The organism is Brevundimonas sp. (genome assembly GCF_046295075.1).
Classification (GTDB): Bacteria; Pseudomonadota; Alphaproteobacteria; order Caulobacterales; family Caulobacteraceae; genus Brevundimonas.
In genome coordinates this window covers 26,607-46,311 of record NZ_JBKBOC010000010.1, presented here as the reverse complement: position 1 = coordinate 46,311, position 19,705 = coordinate 26,607, and the positions used below count along the sequence as shown (strand labels likewise).

Here is a 19,705-nt window from a genome sequence, read left to right as displayed (position 1 = left end):
AGACTTCACAAATTCAATAGCGCCGGGTCCCCGCCTTGGGCGGCGATGTTCACGCTGATCGCCTTTTCTGCAGCATAACGGATAAGGCTGTTGGGGCCGCCCGCCTTGGGGCCGGTGCCCGACAATCCTTCACCGCCGAACGGCTGAACCCCGACCACCGCGCCGGTGATCGAGCGGTTCACATAGACGTTGCCGGCGGGGACCAGATCGACCACTTCGGCGGCGAAGGCTTCGATGCGGCTGTGGACGCCCAGGGTCAGGCCGTAGCCGCGCGCGGCCAGCTTGCCGGCAACCGCCTTCAGGTCGGACGGGGCATAGCGGTAGATGTGCAGGATCGGGCCGAACACCTCGCGTTCCAGGAAGTCGGGCGTGGGGATTTCGGCGATGGTGGGGGCGAACAGGTCGCCTTTTTCGGCGCCGAGCGGCAGGTCGGCGCGGGCGATCATCTTCGCTTCCTTCGACAGGCGTTCGACGTGAGCTTCCAATGCGCGGCGCGATTCCGGGTCGATGACGGGGCCGATGTCGGTCTTGGGATCGGCGGGATCGCCGACGGTCTGAACGGCCAAGGCGCCCTTCAGGCCCTCGATCAAGGCGTCGGCCGAATCCTTGGGCACATAGAGGACGCGCAGGGCCGAGCAGCGCTGGCCGGCCGAGCCGAAGGCCGACTGGATCACGTCGTCGATGACCTGTTCCTTCAGCGCCGTGGTGTCGATGAACATGCCGTTCAGGCCGCCGGTCTCGGCGATGAAGGGGATGATGGCGCCGGGGCGGGCGGCGATGGAGCGGTTGATCGCGGCGGCCGTGTCGGTGCCGCCGGTGAAGGCGACGCCGTCGATCCCCGGATGCGTGACCAGGGCTGCGCCCACCGTCTCGCCGCGACCCGGGACCAGGGCCAGCAGGTCCGGGTTCAGCCCCGCCTTGTGATACAGGCGCACGGCCTCGGCGGCGATCAGCGGCGTCTGTTCGGCCGGCTTGGCCAGGACAGCGTTTCCGGCGGCCAGGGCGGCCGCGATCTGGCCGGTGAAGATGGCCAGGGGGAAGTTCCACGGCGAGATACAGGCGAAGACGCCGCGCCCGTGCAGGATCAGCTGATTGGTCTCGCCCGTGGGGCCCTTCAGCGTCTGGGGAACGGTGAAGTCGCGCTCGGCCAGCGGGGCGTAGTAGCGGCAGAAATCGGCGGCCTCGCGCACCTCGGCGACGCCGTCGTTCAGGGTCTTGCCGGCCTCGCGGCTGAGCAGGGCGACCAGGCGGTCAAGATCGGCTTCCAGCGCGTCGGCCATGGCGCGCAGGACGACGGCGCGTTTGGCGCCGCCCTGACGGTCCCACTGGATCTGGGCGCGCGCGGCAGCCTCGACGGCGGCGTCGATGTCGGCCGCCTCGGCTTCGGAGACATGGCCGAGCACCTGTGACCGGTCGAAGGGATTGGTCACGGCCTGGGCGTCGATCCCGGCGCGCAGCTTGCCGCCGACGATGGGGCCGGAGGTCAGCTTTTCGCGATCGACGAGCTCCAGCGCCTTGGCGTGGGCTTCACGGTCGGCGGCCTGGGAGTAGTCGCGGCCGAGGGAGTTCTGACGATCGCCGTACATGTCTTGCGGAACCGGAATCTTGGGGTGACGGTCGGGCGCTTGCTCGACCAGAAAAATGGGATCGGCCGCGACGGCCGAGGCGGGTACGCGCTCGTCCAGCAGGGCGTGGACGAAGGAGGAGTTGGCGCCGTTTTCCAGCAGGCGCCGCACCAGATAGGGGAGCAGTTCCTCATGCCCGCCGACCGGAGCGTAGGCGCGCACGATGACAGTCTCATCGGCCCAGGCCTCGCGCGCGGCGTCGTAGAGCGCCTCGCCCATGCCGTGCAGGCGCTGGTGTTCGACGGTGACGCCCTGGTCACGCGCCATGCGCCGCACGGCGGCCAGGGTGTGGGCGTTGTGGCTGGCGAACTGGCTGTAGATCGCCGGCGCTGCCTTGATCATGGCGCGTGCGCAGACGAGGTAGTTCAGGTCGGTCGCCGCCTTGGTCGTATAGACGGGGTAGTCCGTGCGGCCGAAGACCTGGGCGCGCTTGATCTCGGTGTCCCAATAGGCGCCCTTGACCAGGCGCACCATCAGGCGGCGGCCCGAGCGACGCGCCAGGTTGGCGACCCGTTCGATCGTCTCCAGACCCCGCTTCTGATAGGCTTGAACCGCCAGACCCAGGCCGGTCCAGCCGCCCAGGCTGGGTTCATGCGCCAGCCGGTCCAGCAGTTTCAGCGACAGAGCAAGGCGGTCCGCCTCTTCGGCGTCCATCGTGTAGTTGATGTCGTATCTGGCCGCGATCTGGGCCAGGCGCAGGATCCGGGGATAGAGGGTCGCCCAGACGTCGTCCTCATGCGCCGCCTCATAGCGGGGCGACAGGGCCGACAGTTTCACCGACACGCCATGACCGTGTTCCGGTCCCTGGCCCTTCGAGGTCTTGCCCACCGCCTCGATGGCGTCGGCGTAGATCTTCTCGTACCGGTCTGCGTCGGCGACGGTGCGGGCGCCCTCGCCCAGCATGTCGAAACTGCACAGCCAGCCCTCCTTGTTCGACCGTTTCAACGCCCCCTGGATGGTGCGGCCGACCACGAACTGTTCGCCCATGATCTTGACCGCCGTCGCCACGGCCTGGCGGATGACCGGCTCGCCCAGCCGTCCGGCGATCCGTTTCAGGAAGCCGGACAGGTCGCTGCGCGCCTCGTCGTCCACGTCCACCAGCTTGCCGGTCAACATCAGGCCCCAGGTCGAGGCGTTGACGAACAGGCTGTCGGACTGGCCCAGATGGCTGGCCCAGTCGGCCGAGCCGATCTTCTCGGCGATCAGTCGGTCGCGCGTCTCCTCGTCCGGCACGCGCAGCAGGGCCTCGGCCAGACACATCAGGGCCAACCCTTCGCGGGTGCCCAGGGAGAACTGCTGCAGGAAGCTTTCGACCACCCCCTGCTTCTTCTGACTGCGGCGGGCGTGTTCGACCAGGGCCGTCGCCTCCGCTACCACGGCGGCGCGTTCGGCGGCGTCCAGCGGCGTTCGGGCCAAGTTGGCGGCCACGGCCTCGCGCTCATCGCGGAACTTCTGCGCGTCCAGGCCGTCCCAGGCGGCCAGGCTCGAAGGCGTGAAGGCGGGCGAGGTCATGGGCGGGAAAATCCTGTGGATTTCCGCCGTATAGGCCGGAGTTCATTGAAGGTGCTTCGTATGATACGAGGCGTGACCGAAGATCGTTCGGTGCAGAGCCTCGATTTCCGATGATCGATATAGACCCCGTCGACCGCCGCATCCTGCGGGTGCTCCAGGCCGACGGCAGACTGTCCAATGCGGAGCTGGCGCGCCAGTGCAACCTGTCGCCCGCCGCCTGTTTCGAACGGGTCCGACGCCTGCGTGAGAAGAAGATCATCACCGGCTACGCCGCCATGATCGACCCCGCCAAGGTCGGGCGCGACCTGCTGATCTTCGTCGAGGTCCTGCTGGACCGCACCACCGGCGACGTCTTCGAGGCCTTCGCCGCCGCCGTGCGCAGCCAGCCCGAAGTGCTGGAATGCCACATGGTCGCCGGCGGCTTCGACTATCTGATCAAGGCCCGCGTCGGCGACATGGACGCCTATCGCGCCTTCCTGGGCGACGTGCTGGTGCGCATGCCGGGTGTGCGCGAAACACGGACCTATGCGGTTCTGGAAGAAGTGAAGTCGACGACGGTGTTGCCGCTTTAAAGCGGGACCGACGAGCTCAAAACAACCTCTGCGCGCCCCTCCGCAATGATGGATTTCGGCAACTCCGCAAACTAAAGACGCGTCCTACTGGACTTGCACGATCCAATCGGAGCAGCTTTGACCATGGCGATGATTTATCCGGTTATCATGTGCGGCGGAGCGGGCACGCGCCTCTGGCCCGCTTCTCGCCCCTCACGCCCCAAGCAGTTCATTCCGTTGGCCGGCAATCGGTCCCTGTTCCAAGACGCCGTGGAGCGCGCCCTTCCGCTGATGGAGCAGGGTGGCGAACTGATCGTCGTGGGAGGAGCGCAGCATCGCCTGGAGATTCTGGCCCAACTGGACGAGGTCGGCGCTACGGCCACCATCTTCCTGGAGCCCGAGGGCCGCGACTCCGCTGCGGCAATGGCTGTCGCAGCCCTGTGGACCGCCCGACAGCATCCGCAAGCCGTCAATCTCTTCGTCGCCTCCGACCACCACATTCCCGACCATGGCGCATTTCACGCAGCAGTGCAGGAAGCCGCCGCAGCTGCAGACAAGGGTCGCATCGTCACCTTGGGGGTCGTGCCGACAGAACCGTCCTCGGCCTATGGCTACATCGAACCGTCTGGCCCCGGCCTATCGGATGTAGCGGCCTTTGTCGAAAAGCCAGATGCGGTTACGGCGGAACGGCACATTCAAAACGGCTATCTGTGGAACAGCGGCAACTTCATCGTGCGCGCAGATGTGCTGATCGAGGAACTGTCCCAACAGGCGCCCGCCGTCATGACAGCCGCTAGGGACGCCCTTGAGCATGCGGAATTCAATGGGCGATACCGGTTGCTTGGGGCGCAGTTCTCCAACGCACCGAAGATTTCGATCGACTATGCGGTGATGGAAAAGACAAGCCGAGCGTCGGTCCTTCCCGTGCGGTTTTCCTGGTCCGACCTCGGGGCCTGGGACGCCGTACAGGCCTCCGGCGAAGGCAGCGTCGGGCTGCATCTTCTGGAAGACTCCGAGGGTTGTCTGGTGCGGTCATCCGACGGCGTCATGGTCGCAGTTATCGGCCTGCGAGACGTGGGCATCATCGTGGAACGCGATGCCGTGCTGGTCACAGACCTGAGGCGCAGCCAAGACGTCAGGAAAGTCGTGGAGCGGCTCGGGAAACTGTCACCGACGCATCTCGATTTTCCGACGCCCGCCCCGGAGTCGCTGAAAAGCGGCGCTGAGCGGCTGGCGACATGGTTGCGTCAGTCTGCGCTTCCGGTTTGGTGCACATTGGGACAGGGGACGTCCGGGGTGTTCGAAACGCTGCTGAGCATGAGCGGGCGTCGCATTGCGACATCGCCTCAGCTTCAAGTTCAGGCGGCGCAGCTGGAAGCCTACGCCGAAGCCGGTCGCCAGGACTGGTCTGGACCATGGCGGGCGGTGATCGAAAAAGGTCTGCCCCACTTGCCATTGGACAGCGATCACCCCGAACAAGGCGATCATAGCGGCTTGCCTGTCGCCTTGGCGGCTATTTTCGCAGTGACAGGCGCCCCCTCGGTGGAGCGCGACGCCATACTCTTTCGCGACCGTCTTTTACGCGACGAGAACGAACCACCCGAACAAGCGAAGTCTCTCATCCTGCTGGAAGGCGCGCTTGCTTGGGCAGGCATAAGCGCCGATCCAGGCTGGCGCCGGGCTGCAGACCAGATCGTCAGCCTGATGCAAGACGGATCGGACAGTGATCATCCGGCGTCGCCTGGCGACCTGTTCCATCGGACCTGGCTGCTGGCCCGCTACAGCCGATTGACATCCGACACCGCCGCCCTCGTGAACGCCCGCAAGTTCTTCAAGGCTGGGCTTCAAGGCATCGACTTGAAACGCGGAGTCGCCGTGGAGGCCGTGAGCGACCAAGGCCTCATCCAAAGGGGGCGCGCCCGGCTTTGGTCACAGACGCAATGGCTCAAGGCGTCGCTGATCCTTGCGTCTATGGCTGACGACGCCCCCTGCGCGGCCTCGCTGGAACAGGCAGGCTGTGCGCTGCGCGCCGTATGGCTTTTCCTTACGCCTCAGGGCCTGTGGCGCGACGCCATGCTCGAAAGCGGCGACTTTATAGACGAACCATCACCGGCCTTATCGCTCCGCTCGATCATGATGGCTCATATCCAGCTTCGAGAAACGCTGGGGGCCTTGGCTCACGATGGGGACAATGCCCTTCAACTGTCCTGAGTCGAACGACAGCCACACTGCGACGATGGAAATCGCTGTCTCGCCTTCGTCATTCGAACCGTCTAGAAGTTCCGCCCTTACTTAACGGCTCAGGGTCCGCCCGCCTCAATGCGCATCGTTCTGGCCACCGACGCCTGGGAGCCGCAGGTCAATGGCGTCGTCCGCACCCTGACCCGCACGGTCGCGGAATGCCGCGGCATGGGCCATGAGGTCGAGGTCATCGAGCCCAGCCTGTTCAAGACCATTCCCTGCCCCACATACCCGGAAATCCGGCTGGCGCTGGGGGCTGAAGAAGAGATCCGCGAGATGCTGCGCGCCTTCGAGCCGGAGGCCGTGCATATCGCCACCGAGGGTCCGATCGGCATCGCCACGCGTCGCATCTGCGTAGAATGGAAACTGCCTTTCACGACCAGCTACCACACCAAATTCCCCGAATATGTCTCGGCCAGGTTCCCGATCCCGGTCCAGGTCGGCTACGCCTATATGAAGTGGTTCCACAAGCCGTCGGGCCGGCTGATGGTGGCGACCCCGACCCTGCGCGACGAACTGGTCGAGCATGGGTTCAAGAACGTTTCCCCCTGGTCGCGCGGCGTGGATACCGACGTGTTCAACCCCGACCTGGAACGCATCTACGACGAGCTTGGGGGCAAGGACTGGCCGCGCCCCTTCTTCCTGAACGTCGGTCGCGTAGCGGTCGAAAAGAACATCGAGTCTTTCCTTCAGCTCGACCTGCCCGGCACCAAGATCGTAGTCGGCGACGGACCCGCCCGTGCGGAGCTTCAGGAGAAATATCCCGAGGCCAAGTTCCTGGGCGCCCGGTTCGGCGACGAACTGGCTCGATGCTTCCGCGACGCCGATGTCTTTGTCTTCCCCAGCTGGACCGACACCTTCGGCCTGGTGATCCTGGAAGCCATGGCCGCCGGCACGCCGGTCGCCGCCTATCCGGCCCACGGCCCGATCGACATCATTCCAGGCTCGAACGCAGGCGCGATCGACAAGGACCTCAGGACCGCCTGCCTGAAATGCCTAGAACTCGACCGCAAGGTCGTGCGCGCCTATGCGGAGAAGTTCAGCTGGCGCGCCTCAGCCGATCAGTTCGTCGAGAACCTGCAGCCCTATCCCGAGCCGGAGCGCGGCCGTTTCTGGCGCCGCCTGCGCCGCATCGCCCGCATCCGCAAGCGCGCTGCAGCCTGAGCCCCACAAAATGCTCAAGCCACGGCAGGACCTCACGCCGAACACGGCGAACTACGAAAACTTGGCCTTTGTTAAGCCCACTGGTTTCCGCGAATACGACGCGCGCTGGATTCTGGAAAAGGAGATCAATCTCCTCGGCATCCAGGCCCTGGGCCTGGGCCTGGCGAGCTACATCCACGAAATCGGCGTCGCGCCCAGGATCGTCACAGGCCATGACTTCCGCAGCTACAGCCTGAGCGTCAAACAAGCCTTGATCCTGGGACTGCTGGAAGGCGGGATGGAGGTTCTGGATGTCGGTCTGGCCCTGTCGCCCATGGCCTATTTCGGTCAGTTCGAACTGGACGCGCCCTGCGTCGCGATGGTCACCGCCAGCCACAACGAGAACGGCTGGACCGGTGTGAAGATGGGCGCAAACAAGCCCCTGACCTTCGGCCCCGAGGAGATGAGCCGACTGAAAGAGATCGTGCTGAACGGCCAAGGCGTCGCCCGCCCGGGCGGGAAGCTGGTTCGAGTCGAGGACTTCCGCGAAACCTATGTCGCCGACGTCGCCTCCAAGGTTCAGATCAAGCGGCCGCTGAAGGTGGTCTGCGCCTGCGGCAACGGGACGGCCGGCGCCTTCGCGCCCGACGCCTTGCGCCGGATGGGCGTCGATGTGATCGAGATGGACACCGCCCTCGACTACACCTTCCCCAAATACAATCCGAACCCGGAAGATCACGCCATGCTGGTGCAGATGGCCCAGCGGGTGCGCGAGACGGGCGCCGATCTGGCCCTGGGCTTTGACGGCGACGGCGACCGCTGCGGCGTGGTGGACGACACCGGCGAAGAGATCTTCGCCGACAAGATCGGTCTGATGCTGGCCCGCGACCTGTCCAAGGTCTATCCGGACAGCACCTTCGTCGTCGATGTGAAGTCGACCGGCCTCTACAAGACCGACGAGATCCTCAAGGCCAATGGCGCCGAGGTGGTCTACTGGAAGACGGGCCACTCCTACATCAAGCGCAAGACAGCCGAACTGGGCGCCCTGGCCGGGTTCGAGAAGTCGGGCCACTTCGTCATGGCCGGTGACCTGGGCCACGGCTATGACGACGGCCTGGTCGCGGCCGGCGCGGTCCTGGCCATGTTGGATCGCAATCCGGGCAAGAAACTGAGCGAGCTGAAAGCCGCCCTGCCCGACGCCTGGACCAGCCTGACCATGTCGCCCCATTGCGACGATGAGCTGAAGTACGGGGTGCTGGAGCGAATCGTGAAGGAATATTCCGACCTGGCAGAAGCCGGCGGGGAAATCCTGGGCCGCAAGATCCTTGAGGCCATCACCGTCAACGGCGTGCGGGTGCATCTGGACGACGGGTCCTGGGTGCTGGTCCGTGCCTCGTCGAACAAGCCGGAACTGGTGGTGGTGGTCGAGAGCATGCGGTCGGAAGACGACATGCGCGATCTCTTCCGCAAAGAGATCAAACCCCGCCTGGCCGCCTATCCGGAAATCGGCGCCTTCAACCAGGAAATCTGAAAGATCACAGAGGGCTGAACCAATCGGCCCCGTGACCGCTTCCTCCCTCGGCTGCTGCCAGGAGGAAAGATTGCCGCGCTACTTTTTCCATACCCAGAACGGCGATTGCATCCGCGACGACCAGGGCGAGGTGCTGAAGAGCGTCGATGCCGCCAGAGAGGAAGCCGTCGCCGTTCTGGGCGAAATCCTGCGTTATCGTGGGGCCTCCTTCTGGACGACCCGAGCCTTCAGCGTCATCGTCACGGATGCGGACGGCCAGACGGTCGTCAGCGTCACCGCAGCCGCTTCCGACGATGCGCCTGACGGCTGGAGCCTGATGGACAGCGCCAAATGAGCAGACTTCAAGCCACGCCCAAGATCACGACCCTGGTCGAGAAACTGTCCCTGCGTGACCGCATCTCTCCCGAAGAGATCGAGGCCCTGCAGAAGGCGCTGGAACCGCCCAAGACGGTCGCGGCCGGTTCGGACATCGTGCGCGAACATAGCCGACCGCTGCACAGCACGCTTCTGATCTCCGGCTTTTCCGCCCGCTATTCGACGCTGGAAGATGGCGCCCGCCAGATCACCGAGATCAATGTCGCTGGCGACTTCATCGACCTGCACAGCCTGTTGATGAAGCAGATGGATCACGGAGTCGTCGCCCTGACCGAATGCGTCATCGCCGAGGCGCCCCACAGCGGCCTGATCGACATCACGGAGCGCCATCCGCACCTGACGCGCCTGCTGTGGCTGGACACCATCATCGACGCCGCCATCCATCGCCAATGGCTGGTCGCCATGGGTCGGCGCAGCGGCCTCGGTCATATCGCCCATCTGGTGTGCGAGCTTTATCTGCGTCTTCAGGCCGTCGGCCAGGCCGGCGAAATGACCTTCGACCTGCCGCTGACACAGGCCACCCTTGGCGATGCGCTGGGCCTGTCGACGGTCCATGTCAGCCGCCTGATCTCGGAACTGCGCGGCGAGGGCGTGATCCACTGGTCGGGCGGTCGGATCGATATCCTGGACTGGCGCCGCCTGGCCGAGATCGCCGAATTCGACCCGACCTATCTGAGGCTTCAGAGCGACCCCGTCTGACCCCCCTTAACGCATGTTATCGCGCAGAACGCCGTTTGGCGGTCTATGCGATCCATGTCCATTTCGAACCTCGCGCGATCCCTGCTGTCCCTGCTGGCCGTTCAGGGCTTGGACGAAGGCGACGCCTTCAACGCCGCTCCCGGCGAACGCACCGCCCTGACGCGCGACGGCGAACCGCTGGTGACCTTCATTCTGGAAGGCGTCGCCGCACGCATCGGACCCAATGAAGCTTTGTCGCGCGGCCTGGCCTCAAGCGACGATCTGATCAACTTCGACGCGGTGCTGGGGCGAGGCGAAAAGGAAGTGGCCCTGTGGCTGACGGCGGGACGGTTCCTGACGGTGCCGGCGCGACGGCTGGTCCAACGCATTGATCGCGACACCCTGGTTGAGGCGACCCTGACCGACCTTCGTCAACGCAACGCCGCCCTTCAGGCCGAACTGGGACGTCACGCCGACCTCAAGGTGACCCAACGCTTGGCCGCCTTGGTCCTTGACGTCCACGACCAGGGCGGCGGCGATACGGTGTCTCTGCGCCAGAGCGACCTGGCGGACCTGATGGCGGTGCGGCGCGCCAGCGTCTCGAGCGCCTGCACCGAACTGTGCGCGGCCGGCGCGCTGCGCCTGCGCCGCGGCGCGATCCAGATCGCCAACGTGGAGGCTCTGCGCGAAACGGCGGCCGCGCCTCACTCCACCGTGACGGACTTGGCCAGGTTGCGGGGCTGATCAACACTAGCCGACGTCCAAGCTCATATAACGGGCTGTGGAGTTCCTATCCGTCTGGGAAGGACTTGTGAGGACTTTACGGGACTCCGCTTCGTCCAAACCCTGACGGGAGCATATATATCTATCGGCTCAACGACCGAATGGCTTGCCGGAGCCCTCGTGCTAAACAAGGGGCTAAAGTATGGGTCTGGATAAGCCAATAAATGCGCCCATCGTGATCGCATCAGCGCGGTGTCTTCAGGATGAGCTAGCTGCTTAGATAAGGAACGCGTTGCAGATTCATAGTGGTGCAGTACCGAGTGACCGTCGAATAGCACCTTGTATCCTGCCTCACGAACCCTCAGGCACAAGTCTATGTCGTTGAATCCTACAGCCAAGAGCTCATCAAATCCCCTAATCTCATTAAACAATTCAGTCCGCATCATCATGCATGCGCCAGTGACTGCCATATAGTCCCTTACCGACACTAGGCTGCTTATGTATCCGGGATTCAAATGTTTACCCAAGTCATAGGGCTCGGCCTTATGGACATGCTCCGCTGGACCGCCGACACCCAACACAACTCCTCCATGCTGAATGTGATCATCACCGTACAACAGCAGAGCCCCTACAACGCCAACATCGGCACGCTGGCAGAGACCACGCATGTGCTCTAACCAGCCCGCTTCGATTGCCTCGACGTCGTTGTTCACGAACAAGACAAACTCATAATCAGTGCCGTAGGCTTTTACGGCGTCGTTGTTCATTTTAGAGAAATTGAAAGCACCACTAAATGGTGTAACCCGCACCCGATTCGGCAAGGTCGAAAAATAGGCAAGGACATTCTCGTCACTAGAATCATGATCTACGATCATCAAATCCACTTCGTCTCCCGTCGTGCGCAGGATGGATTCAACACATGGCTTTATAAGATCTAGACGGTCTTTTGTAGGGATAACCACGAGAACACGTCCAGAATTATCTTCATAATCTGTTCTAAATGTATTGAACGTTTTCCCGTTTAAAACAGAGGCGAAATTCATCATGCGATCATGATGGCGTTGAATGGAATTTTTAGTCGCTCCCATTACTGCATTCATTTTTTTATGTCCTGCACTTTTATTGTGCGTTCTCCACCTATAAAGCGGTACGGGAACATGAACAATTTTTGACGAGCGCTCTATTATACGAATAACAAAATCAACATCCATAGAAATACTCATAGATACATCAAGTCCGCCAATTTCCTTGGCGATATCGGTACGAGTCGCAACAAAATGAACAAAATATGGGTGAGAAATATAGTAATCGTATGAAAACGCGGGTCGCGCGACGATTTCTACAATATCATCCAAATCAGACCCTACGATTATTTCATCGCTGTAGATAAGATCCGCTCCACTAACGGCGGCATCCAACATCCGATATACAGCCTCCGGCTCAAGCACGTCGTCGTGGTCCATAAAAGCGACATACTCGCCCGAGGCCATTTCCAACCCCGCATTGGTTGCCAAAGCAATTCCGCCGTTTAACTCCATGCGACGTACTTTTATTCTTTTATCTTCTGCAGCATAACGATCAAGAAGATCGATGATTTCCGGCTTTGTAGAGAAGTCATCGATACAAATCAGTTCCCACCGACTGCACAGTTGGGCGCGGACACTGTCAATTGCCTCTTCCAGCCACGAGATTGGAGGGTCGTAGACGGGCATCAAGATCGACAGCGTCAACCCTTCAGTTTCAGAATCATAAGTGGAACTGATCTCATCGAGCTGATCTGGCTTAAAACCTTCCCAACGCACCAGCCAACGCCCAATGCTGTCTTCGTCTTCCGGCTGATAGGGAGAGTTCACCAATGGTTTGCGGCTTGACGACAAACGAATAGTTATCTCGCCGCGTTCTGGCCGGTACGCGGATCCCAGGTTCGCACGAAAGCCGGCAATTGAGGTACCAAATCCCGCAGAGAGAACGTCGGCCCTAGCCAAGTTAGCGACAGCTTCGCCGATGCGTTCGTTCTCTTGCAAGAATTCGATCCGCGCTGGAATGGCCGGATTGTCAGGATCGACAGCCCAACCAGAGATCGTTCGTCCAACCATTCCATCGACAGCGCCGATTATCGCGCTAGTCATTGTCGACGATCGAGCGCCGTAGCCAAGCGCATGGATTTCTCGTCCAGCGGCAGACCCACCGTCCAACTTGAAGCTTCGCATATAATGGTCGAGCGCGTCATCGACACGGCCGTCGAGCTTGGCGAGATGCCCGCGATTCAGCCATGCATCGGCGGACGACGGCATAAGGCTGGAGGCTTTTGCATAAGCAGCCTCTGCATCTTCTGACTGGCCTGAATCCTTCAGCGCATTCGCAAGTCGCAACCAAGTCTGGCCATCGCGTGGTCGGAGTTTGAGATGACGGCGGTAGGCCGCTATCGCCTCTGGCCACTTACGCTGGGCCGCTGCAGCCTTACCTTCATCCCTGAAAATTGACCCATTCGAACGCCGGAGCCTCTGGCGGGCTTTCGTCGACCAAGCTTCCACTATTTTCTGGATATGCATTTCCGCTCACTACCAGCCCTGTCGCGCGCCTTGTAGTCCGCTCCACGACGGACACAACACTGCGTGGAAGATTGCGCAGGGCTTGAAGCTGTAACGCATGGCCGATACCTTGCCGTCGCGTTCAAAAGGTTTCCGATGTTCCATCTGCGTCAACTCACGGCCCTCTCTCCCGCGCAAACACGTCAATGGGAAGCGGATGGATATCTGCACCTTAAAAAGGCTGTAAGCTCTAGAGAACTCGCGCGCATTCGAGCTGCGGTGGACTGGCACTGGGCCAATCCTTTGGCTAATCCCCATCATGTGGATGTTATCACGGGAGAGCATGCCGGGCAGTGGTTTACCATGAGCGAAACTCCGCCGGAGGTCAGACGCGAAGTCTACAAGCTGAACAATTTGTTCCTGTACGACGATGCCATTCGATCCGTTGCCCTATCGCCCTATCTAAAGAGGGTCATGAAACGCTTGCTGTCGTCAGAACCGCTGATTTGCAACTCGCTCAATTTCGAACGGGGAAGCCAGCAAGATGCGCATATTGACAGCTGGTATATGGCGCCGCCCTCGGACGACGGCATGGTTGCTGCAAGCATTTCGCTAGACGCGGTCGATGAAACCAATGGCCCGATTTTCTTCTATCCCGGAAGCCACAAGATTCCTCCCTATCGCTTCTCCGACGGCCGGCTGAACATGATTGACGCAGAGTTTGCGGCATGCCGGAACTATCTCGATGATGAAATCGCAAAGCGAGAACTTGAGCCCGTTCGATTTGCCGGCGAGCCAGGTGACGTATTCATCTGGCATGGCCAGCTGATCCATGGCGGCTCCGCCATTCAAGATTTCAGCAAGACGCGCAACAGTTTAGTCGTCCACTACTGGCGTGCGGAAGACATCGACTCCCAATCGGTTCGCCGCGATACAGACGGTAGAGCCTATTTAGCACACACACTTCGCGGCGAACTTGAACCCGTAGCAGCGTAAGCCTCACTCAACCGTGACGGACTTGGCAAGGTTCCTAGGCTGATCGACGTCGGTGCCCTTCTGGACGGCGGTGTAATAGGCCAGCAGTTGCACCGGCACCGCATAGACCAGGGGCGCGATCAGCGGGTGGCAATCCGGGGCATGGATACGGCGGATGCCCGCACCATGTGGATCTGGCGCCTTTTCCGGTGCGATCATGATGATCGGCCCGCCGCGCGCGGCGACTTCCTGCAGGTTGGATGCCGTCTTTTCGAACACCTCGTCCAGGGGCGCCAGGGCGATGGTCGGCGTCTCTTCGTCGATCAGGGCGATGGGTCCGTGCTTCAACTCGCCGGCGGCATAGCCCTCGGCGTGGATATAGCTGATCTCCTTCAGCTTCAGCGCCCCTTCCATAGCCAGCGGGAACATGGCGCCCCGGCCTAGGAACAGGACGTCGTCGGCCTTGGCCAAGTCCTGAACGACGGCGCGGATACTGTCGCCCATCGTCAGGGCCTCGGCGATCAGGCGTGGGCTTTCGAACAGGGCCTTGACCAGTTCAGCCTCCTGGACCGTATCGATCCGGCCGCGCGCCACGCCCGCTACGACGGCCAAGGCTAGGAGGGCCGCGACTTGGGCGGTGAAGGCCTTGGTCGAGGCGACGCCGATTTCAGGGCCGGCATGGGTGGGCCACAGCACGGCCGCTTCGCGCGCCATGGACGAGGAGTGGACGTTGACGACAGCGGCGGTGTTCAACCCTTGCGCCTTGCACCAGGTCAGGCTGGCCAGGGTGTCGGCGGTCTCGCCCGACTGGCTGACGGCGACCGCCAGGGTCTTTGGCGACACCGCAGGCGAGCGATAGCGGAACTCGGACGCAATCTCGACGTCGCAGGGCAGGCCCGCCAGCTTCTCGAAGGCGTAGCGGCCGATCTGACCGGCGTAGAAGGCCGTGCCGCAGGCGACGATCTGGATGCGGTCGATGGCGGCGAAATCGACGGTGTTCGTCTTCGCCTTGCCGGTCACCAGATCGAGATATTCCGACAGGGTATGCTGGACGCTGTCGGGCTGTTCATGGATCTCCTTTTCCATGAAGTGGCGATATTCGCCCTTCTCGACCATGGCCGAGGAGGCCGAGACCTGAACTACGGCGCGATCGACCGGCTTGCCGTTCACGTCGAACATCTGAGCGCCGGCCTTGGTCACGGCGACGTAATCGCCCTCTTCCAGGTAGGAAATCTTCTGGGTGAAGGGTCCGACAGCGAGCGCGTCCGAACCCAGATACATCTCGTCCTCGCCCCAGCCGACCACCAGCGGGCTGCCCCGTCGCGCGCCCAGGATCAAGTCGTCCTGGCCGTCGATCAGCACCGCCAGAGCGTAGGCGCCGGTCAGGCGGTCCAGGGTGATCTTGAACGCCTCCAGGGGGCTGCGGCCCGTGTTCAGTTCGGCGTCCAGCAGGTGGGCGATGACCTCGGTGTCGGTCTGGCTTTCGAAGACATGGCCCTCGGCGGCCAGTTCCGCCTTCAACTCGGCGAAGTTCTCGATAATGCCGTTGTGGACCAGGGTGACGCGCCCGGCCTTGTGCGGGTGGGCGTTGGCAGTCGTGGGCGCGCCGTGCGTGGCCCAACGGGTATGGCCGATGCCGACCGTCGCCGTCATCGGCTGTTCGGCCAGGACGGCTTCCAGATTGCGGATCTTGCCCTGGGCGCGGCGACGCTCCACTGCGCCATCGACAACGGCGGCGACGCCGGCCGAATCATAGCCGCGATACTCCAGCCGTTTCAGGCTGTCGATCAGCCGGGGAACGACAGGTCCGTTGCCGGTGATGCCGATGATACCGCACATGCCAGAGACTCCGCAAAAACGTGATGCATATACAAGCCGCTTTGCACTGGCGGCTATCCGGGGCTAAGCCACACACCAAGCCCCACCGGGCCGTCTATGCAATCTTAAGGCGGGCCGCATCAAAAAAGGGGTTTCGGAACGTTACCCGAAACAAAGGACTAGGCCTTGGGCGACAGAAAATACTTTGGCACCGACGGCATTCGTGGGCGCGCCAACACCTATCCGATGACGGCCGAGGTCGCGCTGCGCGTGGGTCTGGCCGCCGGGAAACTGTTCCGCACCGGCGACGACCGCCGCCATCTGGTGGTGATCGGCAAGGACACCCGTCTGTCGGGCTATACGATCGAGCCAGCCCTGGTCGCAGGCTTCGCCTCTGTCGGCATGGACGTGCGCACCTTCGGCCCCGTCCCCACGCCAGGAGTGGCCATGCTGACCCGGTCGATGCGGGCCGACCTGGGCGTGATGATCTCGGCCTCGCACAACGACTATGCCGACAACGGGATCAAGCTGTTCGGGCCGGACGGCTACAAGCTGTCGGACGAGATCGAGCTGAAGATCGAGGCCATGATGGACCAGGGCCTGGACCAGGGCCTGGCGCCATCGAACAAGCTGGGTCGGGTCAAGCGGATCGACGACGCCCAGGCCCGCTATATCGAGATCGCCAAACAGGCCTTCCCCAAGCGGCTGACGCTGCAGGGCCTGCGCATCGCCGTCGATTGCGCCAACGGCGCCGGCTACAAGGTCGCGCCCACCACCCTGTTCGAACTGGGCGCCGAGGTCTTCCCCGTCGGCGTGACCCCGAACGGGACCAATATCAACGCCGAGTGCGGCTCGACCCATCCGGCGACCCTGGTCGATGCGGTCAAACGCTACCGTGCCGACATCGGCATCGCCCTCGACGGGGACGCCGACAGGCTGATCATCTGCGACGAGAAGGGCCAGGTCGTAGACGGGGACCAGATCATGGCCCTGGTGGGACTAGACTGGGCCAGACGCGGCCTCCTGACCGGCGGCGGGGTGGTGGCGACCGTCATGTCCAACCTGGGGCTGGAGCGCAAACTGAAGTCCGAAGGCCTGACGCTGGAGCGGACCAAGGTCGGCGACCGCTATGTCATGGAGCGGATGCGCGAGGGCGGCTTCAACATCGGCGGCGAACAGTCGGGCCACATCATCCTGCACGACCACGCCACCACCGGCGACGGCCTTATGGCGGCGCTGCAGGTGCTGGCGGTGTTGGTCGAATCCGGCAAGCCGATGAGCGAACTGGCCCGCCAGTTCGATCCGGTGCCGCAAAAGCTTGAGAACGTCCGCTTCACCGCCGAAAAGCCGCTGGAAACCGCTGCGGTCAAGGCCGCCATCGCCGACGCCGAGACGGCGCTGAACGGTCAGGGACGCCTGCTGGTGCGGCCGTCGGGTACGGAGAAACTGATCCGCGTCATGGCCGAGGGTGACGACGAGGCGCTGGTGAAGCGGGTGGTGGCCGATGTCGCCGGCGCGGTGCGCGCCGCCGGCTGAGGGTCGGTCTTCAGGGCTTGCACGCCGCCGGCGGATCGCCGTCGCGTTCCCACAGCTTGCACGACCGGTCGATCTCGCCCTGGATCAGGTCGCAAGGGCTGGCGGCGTTGCAGGGCGGGCGGGTCGCCGGGCTGACCTGGATGCAGCGCTCGACCAGACGGGCCGAGGCGGCGACCCCGATGGCTTCACGACAGGAAACTTCGCTGACCGGAACCGGCTGAGGCGCCATGTCCGGCCCCTCGAGGATGCTGGCCTGAGGCTCCTCGGCGGGCTTTGCCGGTTCCTTGGCCGGAGGATCCGCCTTGGCGGGCGGAGCGACCGGCGCGGTTTCCGACTGTAGAGGAACCGCATCGATCACCTCGGGGTTCGACGCCGAATCACTGGACGCGGGCGCTCCGGGGCCGGAGGGCTGACATCCGGCCATCAGCACGGCGCAGGCGGCAAGCGAAAGCCATTGGGATCGACGCATCGACTTGTCTCCGGTCAGGACCAACCCGGTGAGGATGCCTGCCTGCGACCGAGGGCGAAACCCCCTATCGCTTCACGGCCGCCAGCGCTGCCTTCTGCAAGGCGAACAGTTCGGTGCAGCCGGTCTCGGCCAGCGAGAACAGCCGGTCGAACTCGGCGCGCGAGAAGCCGCGCTTCTCGCCGGTGGCCTGGACCTCGACGATCTGGCCCGCGCCGGTGAGGACGAAGTTGGAGTCCGCCTCGGCCTCGGAGTCCTCTTCGTAATCCAGGTCCAGAACGGGCACGCCGTTGCAGATGCCGCACGACACGGCCGCCACCTGGTCCAGGATCGGGTCGGACTTCAGCACGCCCTCGTCGCGCAGATAGTTCAGGGCCGAGGCCATGGCGACCCAGGCGCCGGTGATCGAGGCCGTGCGGGTGCCGCCGTCGGCCTGGATCACGTCACAGTCCAGCACGACCTGACGCTCGCCCAGGGCCTTCAGATCGACCACGGCGCGCAGGCTACGGCCGATCAGGCGCTGAATCTCCTGCGTCCGGCCCGACTGTTTGCCGACGGCGGCTTCGCGGCGGCCGCGGGTGTGGGTGGCGCGGGGCAGCATGCCGTATTCCGCCGTGACCCAGCCCTGGCCCTTGCCGCGCATCCAGCCGGGAATGCTCTCCTCGACCGAGGCCGTCACGAGAACCTTCGTATGGCCGAAGGTGATCAGGCACGAGCCCTCGGCATAGCGGTTGACGCCGGTCTCGATGGTCACGGGACGCAGTTGGTCGTCGGTGCGTTTCGAATGGCGCATGATGAGTCCTTGGAAGCTGAGGCGGCGGTGCTTATCCTGAAACCGTGAGCCTGTATGCCCCCAAAACCCCGCCGTTCGATGGCGCCCAATCCCTCGCAGGGTTGGCGGGGCTGGACGCGCGCGCCCGCGACATCTTCCGCCGCATCGTCGAGAGCTATCTGGAGACGGGCGAGCCGGTCGGATCGCGCACCCTGTCGCTGGGGGGCATCGCCCTGTCGCCCGCCTCGATCCGCAACACCATGCAAGACCTGACCCTGGCGGGGCTGCTCGCCGCGCCCCATACCTCGGCGGGGCGTATCCCGACCCATGCAGGCCTGCGGCTGTTCGTCGACGGCCTCTTGGAAGTCGGCGACCTGACCAAGGAAGAGCGGCGCGAGATCGACGGACGGCTGGCGGGGCGCGGGCGCAACTTCGAATCCGCCTTGGACGAGGCGTCCAACCTGTTGTCCGGCCTGGCCGGGGGCGCGGGCGTGGTGTCCAGCCCGGTGCGCGATTCCGGGGTCAAGCACGTCGAATTCGTCGCCTTGGGCGGGGATCAGGCCCTGGCAGTCATCGTCGCCGACGACGGCACGGTCGAGAACCGGATCATGACCCTGTCGGCGGGCGTCACGCCCTCGACCCTGGTCGAGGCCTCCAACTTCCTCAACGCCCGCCTGCGCGGTCGCCCCTTCGCCGATGCCAAGCGCGAGATGACGCACGAGCTGGAAATCGCCCGGCGCGAACTGGACCAGACCGCGGCCCGCCTGGTCGAGGACGGGTTCGCCGCCTGGTCAGGGGGCCCTGACCGCGAGCGCGCCCTGATCGTGCGCGGCCGCGCCAACCTGCTGCAGGACGGCGAGGGGCTGGCGGATCTGGAGCGGGTGCGCGTCCTGTTCGACGACCTGGAGCAGAAGGAACAGCTGATCGGTCTGCTGGACGGCGTCGATGCGGCCCAGGGCGTGCGCATTTTCATCGGCGCGGAAACACGGTTGTTTTCACTTTCGGGTTCCGCCGTGATCGCGGCGCCCTATATGAGCGGCCGACAAAGGGTTCTGGGCGCCATCGGCGTCATAGGCCCTGCAAGACTGAACTACGCCCGTGTCATTCCGTTGGTGGACTATACCGCCCGGGTGCTGGGCCGGATGCTGGACGGGAACGACAAGTGAGCGACAAACCCCTTAACGACGAATTCGACGCCCTGGACGCGGCCGAGACCGACGCCGAACAC

The 19,705-nt window shown here is 63.4% G+C and carries 15 protein-coding genes; 10 read left to right on the top strand and 5 right to left on the bottom strand.

Annotation, left to right across the window (positions count from 1 at the left end; translation table 11 throughout):
• Nucleotides 1-5: 5 nt before the first annotated feature.
• Complete coding sequence (gene putA / locus ACK4MH_RS09600; protein WP_409717418.1) at nt 6-3,137, bottom strand: bifunctional proline dehydrogenase/L-glutamate gamma-semialdehyde dehydrogenase PutA; 3,132 nt, start codon at nt 3,135-3,137, stop codon at nt 6-8.
• Nucleotides 3,138-3,247: 110 nt separating this feature from the next.
• Between putA and ACK4MH_RS09595 the strand changes: the two genes are divergently transcribed.
• From ACK4MH_RS09595 to ACK4MH_RS09565, 7 genes are all read left to right on the top strand, one after another.
• The gene (locus ACK4MH_RS09595; RefSeq protein WP_409717416.1) at nt 3,248-3,709 is read left to right on the top strand and encodes an Lrp/AsnC ligand binding domain-containing protein; all 462 of its coding nucleotides are present in this window, start codon (nt 3,248-3,250) and stop codon (nt 3,707-3,709) included.
• A gap of 123 nt (nt 3,710-3,832) precedes the next feature.
• Nucleotides 3,833-5,899: a sugar phosphate nucleotidyltransferase gene (locus tag ACK4MH_RS09590; protein ID WP_409717414.1), complete on the top strand. Its 2,067-nt coding sequence runs from the start codon at nt 3,833-3,835 to the stop codon at nt 5,897-5,899.
• Between the two features lie 108 nt (nt 5,900-6,007).
• Nucleotides 6,008-7,093 carry a glycosyltransferase family 4 protein gene (locus tag ACK4MH_RS09585; RefSeq protein WP_312491182.1) on the top strand — a complete coding sequence of 362 codons (1,086 nt, stop codon included), beginning with the start codon at nt 6,008-6,010 and terminating at the stop codon, nt 7,091-7,093.
• A gap of 10 nt (nt 7,094-7,103) precedes the next feature.
• Nucleotides 7,104-8,603: a phosphomannomutase/phosphoglucomutase gene (locus tag ACK4MH_RS09580; RefSeq protein ID WP_409717412.1), complete on the top strand. Its 1,500-nt coding sequence runs from the start codon at nt 7,104-7,106 to the stop codon at nt 8,601-8,603.
• A 70-nt stretch (nt 8,604-8,673) separates the two neighbouring features.
• Nucleotides 8,674-8,937, top strand: a complete 264-nt coding sequence (locus ACK4MH_RS09575) for a DUF6894 family protein (protein ID WP_409717410.1) — start codon at nt 8,674-8,676, stop codon at nt 8,935-8,937.
• The gene (locus ACK4MH_RS09570) at nt 8,934-9,677 is read left to right on the top strand and encodes a Crp/Fnr family transcriptional regulator (protein ID WP_409717408.1); all 744 of its coding nucleotides are present in this window, start codon (nt 8,934-8,936) and stop codon (nt 9,675-9,677) included. Before ACK4MH_RS09575 ends, ACK4MH_RS09570 begins: the two co-directional genes overlap by 4 nt.
• Nucleotides 9,678-9,731: 54 nt before the next feature.
• Entirely contained in the window at nt 9,732-10,400 is a 669-nt protein-coding gene (locus ACK4MH_RS09565) for a Crp/Fnr family transcriptional regulator (RefSeq protein WP_409717406.1), read from the top strand.
• Nucleotides 10,401-10,423: 23 nt separating this feature from the next.
• On the opposite strand, the gene ACK4MH_RS09560 is transcribed toward ACK4MH_RS09565, so the two are convergent.
• Nucleotides 10,424-12,931, bottom strand: a complete 2,508-nt coding sequence (locus ACK4MH_RS09560) for a glycosyltransferase (protein ID WP_409717404.1) — start codon at nt 12,929-12,931, stop codon at nt 10,424-10,426.
• A 135-nt stretch (nt 12,932-13,066) separates the two neighbouring features.
• Between ACK4MH_RS09560 and ACK4MH_RS09555 the strand changes: the two genes are divergently transcribed.
• A complete protein-coding gene (locus ACK4MH_RS09555; RefSeq protein WP_409717402.1) occupies nt 13,067-13,906 on the top strand; it encodes a phytanoyl-CoA dioxygenase family protein in 840 nt (279 codons plus the stop codon).
• A 3-nt stretch (nt 13,907-13,909) separates the two neighbouring features.
• Here ACK4MH_RS09555 and glmS read toward each other — a convergent pair whose 3' ends face one another.
• Nucleotides 13,910-15,724, bottom strand: a complete 1,815-nt coding sequence (glmS, locus tag ACK4MH_RS09550) for a glutamine--fructose-6-phosphate transaminase (isomerizing) (RefSeq protein ID WP_409717400.1) — start codon at nt 15,722-15,724, stop codon at nt 13,910-13,912.
• Nucleotides 15,725-15,889: 165 nt separating this feature from the next.
• Between glmS and glmM the strand changes: the two genes are divergently transcribed.
• Entirely contained in the window at nt 15,890-17,239 is a 1,350-nt protein-coding gene (gene glmM, locus ACK4MH_RS09545) for a phosphoglucosamine mutase (RefSeq protein WP_409717398.1), read from the top strand.
• Nucleotides 17,240-17,249: 10 nt separating this feature from the next.
• Here the strand turns inward: glmM and ACK4MH_RS09540 are convergent, their stop codons facing one another.
• Nucleotides 17,250-17,708 (bottom strand): hypothetical protein, encoded by a 459-nt coding sequence (locus ACK4MH_RS09540; RefSeq protein WP_409717396.1) that lies wholly within the window; start codon nt 17,706-17,708, stop codon nt 17,250-17,252.
• A 64-nt stretch (nt 17,709-17,772) separates the two neighbouring features.
• A complete protein-coding gene (rph, locus tag ACK4MH_RS09535) occupies nt 17,773-18,498 on the bottom strand; it encodes a ribonuclease PH (protein ID WP_409717394.1) in 726 nt (241 codons plus the stop codon).
• Between the two features lie 50 nt (nt 18,499-18,548).
• Between rph and hrcA the strand changes: the two genes are divergently transcribed.
• Entirely contained in the window at nt 18,549-19,643 is a 1,095-nt protein-coding gene (gene hrcA, locus ACK4MH_RS09530) for a heat-inducible transcriptional repressor HrcA (RefSeq protein WP_409717527.1), read from the top strand.
• Nucleotides 19,644-19,705 lie beyond the last annotated feature (62 nt).

What these genes read in the sequence shown, in the direction of transcription:
- ACK4MH_RS09590 (WP_409717414.1), top strand. Translation starts at nt 3,833, where the DNA reads ATGGCGATGATTTATCCGGTTATCATGTGCGGCGGAGCGGGCACGCGC.
- rph (WP_409717394.1), bottom strand. Translation starts at nt 18,498, where the DNA reads ATGCGCCATTCGAAACGCACCGACGACCAACTGCGTCCCGTGACCATC.
- ACK4MH_RS09585 (WP_312491182.1), top strand. Translation starts at nt 6,008, where the DNA reads ATGCGCATCGTTCTGGCCACCGACGCCTGGGAGCCGCAGGTCAATGGC.
- ACK4MH_RS09580 (WP_409717412.1), top strand. Translation starts at nt 7,104, where the DNA reads ATGCTCAAGCCACGGCAGGACCTCACGCCGAACACGGCGAACTACGAA.
- glmS (WP_409717400.1), bottom strand. Translation starts at nt 15,724, where the DNA reads ATGTGCGGTATCATCGGCATCACCGGCAACGGACCTGTCGTTCCCCGG.
- ACK4MH_RS09560 (WP_409717404.1), bottom strand. Translation starts at nt 12,931, where the DNA reads ATGCATATCCAGAAAATAGTGGAAGCTTGGTCGACGAAAGCCCGCCAG.
- ACK4MH_RS09595 (WP_409717416.1), top strand. Translation starts at nt 3,248, where the DNA reads ATGATCGATATAGACCCCGTCGACCGCCGCATCCTGCGGGTGCTCCAG.
- ACK4MH_RS09570 (WP_409717408.1), top strand. Translation starts at nt 8,934, where the DNA reads ATGAGCAGACTTCAAGCCACGCCCAAGATCACGACCCTGGTCGAGAAA.
- ACK4MH_RS09540 (WP_409717396.1), bottom strand. Translation starts at nt 17,708, where the DNA reads ATGCGTCGATCCCAATGGCTTTCGCTTGCCGCCTGCGCCGTGCTGATG.
- ACK4MH_RS09565 (WP_409717406.1), top strand. Translation starts at nt 9,732, where the DNA reads ATGTCCATTTCGAACCTCGCGCGATCCCTGCTGTCCCTGCTGGCCGTT.
- ACK4MH_RS09555 (WP_409717402.1), top strand. Translation starts at nt 13,067, where the DNA reads ATGTTCCATCTGCGTCAACTCACGGCCCTCTCTCCCGCGCAAACACGT.
- putA (WP_409717418.1), bottom strand. Translation starts at nt 3,137, where the DNA reads ATGACCTCGCCCGCCTTCACGCCTTCGAGCCTGGCCGCCTGGGACGGC.